Here is a 5103-nt window from a genome sequence, read left to right as displayed (position 1 = left end):
TGGGCGGCAGCGTCTCCGGTTCCAGCAGGTCGCCCTCGACGACGGCGACGCCGTCGGGCGCTGCGTAGCCGTCGGCGTCGCGGACGAGCGCGACCACGTCGTGGCCGCGTTCGAGGAGCGTCGGGACGAGCCGGCTCCCGACGAATCCGGTCGCGCCGGTGACGAGTACTCGCATACCGATTCATCGGGCGGCGCGACCATAAGCCCGGTCCCGCGGGGGCGGCGGGAGACGCCGCGAGATCCCCACCGGACCGATCGCTAGAAGTGGCCCCGGGTTCCTCGTCCGGTATGCGCGCTGGCGAGTTCGAACCGGTTCGGGGCGTCGACGACCTGTACGTCCACGACACCGGCATGTTCGAGACCGACGAGTACGGCGCGGTGTACGTGTACGACGCGGAGCGACCGATCGTGATCGACACCGGGACGGGGGCGAACCGGGAGGCGCTCTTCGAGACGATCGAGGAGATCGGGATCGGCCGCGAGGATCTGGCGTGGATCCTCCCGACCCACGCCCACCTCGACCACGCGGGCGGGGCGGGCTACCTCGCGGAGCGCTACCCGAACGCCGAGGTCCGCGTGCCCGAGAAGGGGGTCCGGCACCTCGTCGACCCCGGGGCGCTCGTCGCCGGCACCAAGTCGGCCGTCGAGGAACAGTGGACGCACTACGCGGAGCCGAAGCCGGTCCCAGACGACCGGATCGAGGGAGTGAGCGAGGGCGACCGAATCGACCTCGGCGACCGCGAGCTCGTCGTCCGCGACGCCCCGGGCCACGCGCCCCACCACGCCGTCTACCACGACCCCGACGCGGAGGTCGTGTTCGCCGCCGACGCGGCCGGGATCTACGTCCCCGAGATCGACGCCGTCACCCCCACGTCGCCGCCGCCGCAGTTCGACCTCGAACAGTGCCTCGACGACATCCGGCTGATCGAGGAGCTCGACCCCGACACCCTCTGTTTCGGCCACTTCGGGCCGCGGGAGTGCGACGCGGACCTGATCGGCGAGGCGAAGCGGGCGTACGTCGAGTGGGTCGAACGCGTTCGGCGGAAGCGCGCCGAACTCGACGACGACGAGGCGGTCGTCGAGCACTTCGAGGCGGCGAGCCGCGACATCGACTACTGGAACCCCGAGCGGGCCCGGGCGAACATGAGCCTGAACGTCCGGGGCGTGTTGACGTACCTCGATCACGTCGACGGCGGGGAGTGACGGCGTCGGGAGAGCGACGAGGAACGCCGAAGGCGACGAACGTCGGCGACGGAAACGCCCTAAAGCCCGCCGCACGTAGGCCCGACCAGATGGGCATCTTCGACACGATCCGGGCCGTCCTCGGGACGAGCGCCGAGACCGACGCGACCCGCGAGGCGGACCCCGAGGACCTCTTCGGGATGTCGACCGCCTACATGACGATGGAGGCCGACCTCGGCTACGACCACTGCGGGGAGGCCGCGCTGTGCTTCTCCGGGGTCGACAGCACGCGCTTCGACGACGCCGTCGAGACCGTCGAGGCCATCTTGGAGGCCGGCGAGATCGAGACCGGCACGGGGTTCCACCGCCACGAGGACGACCACGGCTACCAGTGGTTCGTCCTCGAAGACGACGACCCCGAGGACCTCGTGACGAGCGTCCACTTCGCGGCCGACCAGTTCATCGAGGAGGGGTTCGGCTCGCGGCTGCTCGCGGCCGTGTTCGGCTTCGAGAACGACGATGGGGCGGCCTACTGGATCTACTCGTTCCGGCGCGGCGCGTACTACCCGTTCGCGCCGCGGGGGACGAACGACCGGAACCAGCGGATCGAGTTCAAACTCCAGTCGGTGCTCGACGGGGAGCTGGGGCTGGAGGACGACGAGTCCTACTGGTACCCCCTGTGGCCCGACGCCCGGGGGAGCCATCCGTGGGAATAAGCGAGCGAGCGACGGGGAGGAGTGGAAATGAGTGACGAACCGGTGACCGCGGCGACGGTCGACGGACGGAACACGATGAAAAAGCGCGTCCTCCGCGGGGTCGCGGTCCAGACCGCCGTCGTCGCCGCCGCGGTCCACCTGCTGTGGGCGTGGCCGCGGCTCGGCTCGCCGCCGGACGCGCGCCCGTACCTCTTCGTCGCCGGGAGCGCGCTCGCCGTGGCGGTCGGCGTCGCGACGCTCCGGGCCGGCGAGTACCGGCGGCTGTACGCGCTCGGCGCGGGGACGCTCGGAACGTTCCTCGGCGGGTTCCTCGCGTGGCACGGCGCGGACGCGGCCGCGGCGCTGGCGGCCGATCCGCTCGCGGTCGTCGCGGCCGTGGTCGAGTTTGTCGGGATCGCGGCGTTCCTCGCGCTGTTCCGGCTCGCGCCGCCGACGAGCGTCGTCGTCGAACGACGGAACGACGAGAACGAATCGGGGCCGGGAGACGACGCGGGATCGGCGGGGGAAGCAGGGCCGTGACCGACGCGTACCGGACCGTGGCCGAGCGCGCGACCGCGCGGTTCGAGGTTCAGGGCTCGGAGTTCCTTGGCCACGTCGCGCCCGTCGACACGGTCGAGGCGGCGGAGGCGTTCGTCGACGAGGTCCGAGACGAGTACGCCGACGCGACGCACAACGTGCCCGCGTACCGCGTCCCGGCGGGCGAGCCGTCCGAGCGCGCACCGGAATCCGATCCGATGCTCAGGGAGTACTCGTCGGACGACGGCGAGCCGACCGGATCGGCCGGAAAGCCGGCGCTGAACGTCCTCCAGCAGCGAGAGGTCCGGAACGTCGCCGCGGTCGTGACCCGGTACTACGGGGGGACGAACCTCGGCGTCGGGGGGCTCGCGCGCGCCTACTCGCGCGCGGTGAAGGACGGCGTCGACGCGGCCGGCGTGATCGAGGAGCGCCCGCATCGGAGCCTCGTCGTCGAGACCGAGTACGACGACTCGGGGACGATCCGGGGCGTGATCGAGTCCACCGGCGTCGAGTTCGAGGCCGACTACGGGCGGCGGGTCCGGTTCGACCTCCGGGTGCCGATCGAGGACGTCGACGCGCTCCGCGAGCGGCTCAACGACGCGACGAGCGGGCGGGTCGATATCGACCGCTGACCGGCCGCTGACGGGAGCCTACGAGAACTTCCGGACGGTCATGTCGAGCGTGTCGAGGTCGAGGATGGGCGCGTAGCCGGCGTCGGGGTCGATGTTGACGGACTTCTGGAAGTCGGTCTGGGCCTGCCAGCAGCCGGAGTTGACGGCGAGGACGTTGTGGTACTTCCCCCAGCCGAGCTTGTGGACGTGGCCGGTGTGGAACACGTCGGGCACGTCCTCCATGACGAGGTAGTCGCGCTCCTCGGGCGCGACGCGGGTGTGGCCCCCGAACTGCGGCGCGACGTGGCGCTTCTTGAGGAGCTGGTACATCGCCTTGTGCGGCTCGTCGTAGCTCGCCTTCTCCTCGGGCAGCTCCGCGATCACCTCGTCGAGCGAGACGCCGTGGTACATCAGCACCTCGACGCCCTCGACCGAGACCGTCGCCGGGTTCGAGACGATCCGGGCGTCGTGAACGTCCATGATGGAGCGGATCTCGTCGTTGAACCCGGGCTGCGGCTCGGCGAGCCGGACCGCGTCGTGGTTGCCCGGGATCATCACGATCTCGGTGTCCGCGGGCACCTCCTTGAGGTGTTCCGCGAAGACCTCGTACTGCTCGTAGATGTCGACGATCTCCAGCTCCTCGTCCTGGTCCGGGTAGACGCCGACCCCCTCGACCATGTCGCCCGCGAGCAGGAGGTACTCAACCGGGTCGGCCTCGGGCGTGTGGAGCCAGTCGGTGAAGGCGTGCCACGCGTCGGCCATGAACTCGTCGCTGCCGACGTGGACGTCGGAGATGAGCGCGGCCTGAACGTGGCGGTCGGCCCCGCCCGGATTGTGAGTCCGGGGAACGTCGGGGAAGTGGAGCGAGTCGGCGAAGAGGATGCCGGCGTCGTCGGCGAGGGTCCCCTCGACCGCGATACACTCGTCCATCAGAATCTCGTCGACGACGTCGGCGAGGCCCTTGTCTTTCATCACCAAGGCGGGGAAGGTTCCGGTGGTGTCCTCCAGTTCGACGAGCCAGTGGCCGGACTTCGTGGAGCGCACGTCGTTGACTAAGCCGATCATGGCGGCGTCGCTGCCGCCGGGCATGTCCGCGATCGCCTCGGCAGGGCGGTGGTTGACGCGGCCGCGGAGGATCTTCGAGAGCCGCTCGTAGCGGTCGCGGAACGTCGTGACGAAGTCGCCGTACTCGCCGGTTCCCGTGCTGCGGCCGGTCATGTCGTTGCCGACTTCGAGCTCGCGCAGGTCGGGGTCGCGGGAGCGGTCGGCGGACGAGGCCTCGGCGGTCGTGGTCTCGGCGGTCGTGGTCTCAGTTGTCGAGGTCTCGGTTGTCGTGGTCTCGGTTGTCGAAGCGTCGGAGCGATCGTCCGCGACGGCCGTCCCGTCGGTCGTCGCGGCCGCGGACCCCGCGTCGGTCTCCCCCGCTCCGCGGGCCGCAGACCCCTCTGTTTCAACTGGAGATTGTCCGTTCGCATCGGGTGAGGCCGCGGATCTCTCGGTTTCGGCGGTGGCCTCGCGGACGTGGTCGGCGGTGATCCGGAGGGCCTCGTCCGGGGCGTGATCGACCGCGGCCGCGACGGCGGCGGCCGGGTCGGCTGCGCCCGCGAGGAGGGTGATCGCCTCCCGCTCCGCGTTGTAGCCCCGCTCGGCGAGGGCTTTCGCGATCCGCGCGTTCGACTCCAGCGGCACGCTACCCGAAAGGAGGGTCGCGGGCAAAACCGTTCCGGAGGCGTCGGGTCCGGTCGCGGGAGGGCCGCGAGCCGCCGAAAGGCGGGGTCGAAGCCCGCGTTCCCACCCGGAAGCTTATGAACGAAAGCCGCCAACGCCGTCGTAATGGACGAAGGGGATCGGTCGACGGACGCCGACGGGTCGGCCGGTCGAGACGAGCGAACGGAGGACGGAGCCGAAAAGGAGTTCGACGGACCGAGCGGCGGAGCGCCCGACGAATCGGAGAGAGAGGCGTTAGGCGAGTCGAAGGGAGGAGCGCCCGACGGATCGGACGGCGGGACCGCTGACGATGAGAGCGGATCCGGTCCCGCAGCGGGGGACGACTCCGACACCGATCCCGGTGTTTCGGG

At 70.6% G+C, this 5103-nt stretch carries 6 protein-coding genes and 1 pseudogene; 5 read left to right on the top strand and 2 right to left on the bottom strand.

Features of this window, described 5'->3' with window-relative positions; all coding sequences use genetic code 11:
- Positions 1–175, bottom strand: a 175-nt coding sequence (locus tag C472_RS07360) for an SDR family oxidoreductase (RefSeq protein ID WP_006629186.1), incomplete at its 3' end; no start/stop codon positions are given.
- A 113-nt stretch (positions 176–288) separates the two neighbouring features.
- On the opposite strand from C472_RS07360, the gene C472_RS07355 reads away from it, so the two are divergent.
- From C472_RS07355 to C472_RS07340, 4 genes are all read left to right on the top strand, one after another.
- On the top strand, positions 289–1203 hold the full coding sequence (locus C472_RS07355; protein WP_006629185.1) for an MBL fold metallo-hydrolase: 915 nt from the start codon (positions 289–291) through the stop codon (positions 1201–1203).
- Between the two features lie 89 nt (positions 1204–1292).
- Positions 1293–1898, top strand: coding sequence for a PspA-associated protein PspAB (gene pspAB / locus C472_RS07350; protein WP_006629184.1), 606 nt, complete (start codon positions 1293–1295; stop codon positions 1896–1898).
- Positions 1899–1925: 27 nt separating this feature from the next.
- The gene (locus C472_RS07345) at positions 1926–2417 is read left to right on the top strand and encodes a hypothetical protein (RefSeq protein ID WP_006629183.1); all 492 of its coding nucleotides are present in this window, start codon (positions 1926–1928) and stop codon (positions 2415–2417) included.
- The gene (locus C472_RS07340) at positions 2414–3046 is read left to right on the top strand and encodes an IMPACT family protein (protein WP_006629182.1); all 633 of its coding nucleotides are present in this window, start codon (positions 2414–2416) and stop codon (positions 3044–3046) included. The genes C472_RS07345 and C472_RS07340 overlap by 4 nt, the downstream gene beginning before the upstream one ends.
- A gap of 18 nt (positions 3047–3064) precedes the next feature.
- Here the strand turns inward: C472_RS07340 and C472_RS07335 are convergent, their stop codons facing one another.
- On the bottom strand, positions 3065–4714 hold the full coding sequence (locus tag C472_RS07335; protein ID WP_006629181.1) for a DNA-directed DNA polymerase II small subunit: 1650 nt from the start codon (positions 4712–4714) through the stop codon (positions 3065–3067).
- Positions 4715–4858: 144 nt separating this feature from the next.
- Here C472_RS07335 and C472_RS17355 point away from each other — a divergent pair.
- Positions 4859–5103: pseudogene (locus tag C472_RS17355) on the top strand (S26 family signal peptidase); the annotation flags it as partial.

This window comes from Halorubrum tebenquichense DSM 14210 (assembly GCF_000337415.1).
GTDB lineage: Archaea > Halobacteriota > Halobacteria > Halobacteriales > Haloferacaceae > Halorubrum > Halorubrum tebenquichense.
The sequence above is the reverse complement of the archived record's forward strand: the minus strand, read 5'-3'. Positions and strand labels throughout refer to the sequence as shown.

Excerpts from the sequence above, each read along its gene's own strand:
- C472_RS07355 (WP_006629185.1), top strand. The coding sequence starts at position 289 with ATGCGCGCTGGCGAGTTCGAACCGGTTCGGGGCGTCGACGACCTGTAC.
- C472_RS07345 (WP_006629183.1), top strand. The coding sequence starts at position 1,926 with ATGAGTGACGAACCGGTGACCGCGGCGACGGTCGACGGACGGAACACG.
- pspAB (WP_006629184.1), top strand. The coding sequence starts at position 1,293 with ATGGGCATCTTCGACACGATCCGGGCCGTCCTCGGGACGAGCGCCGAG.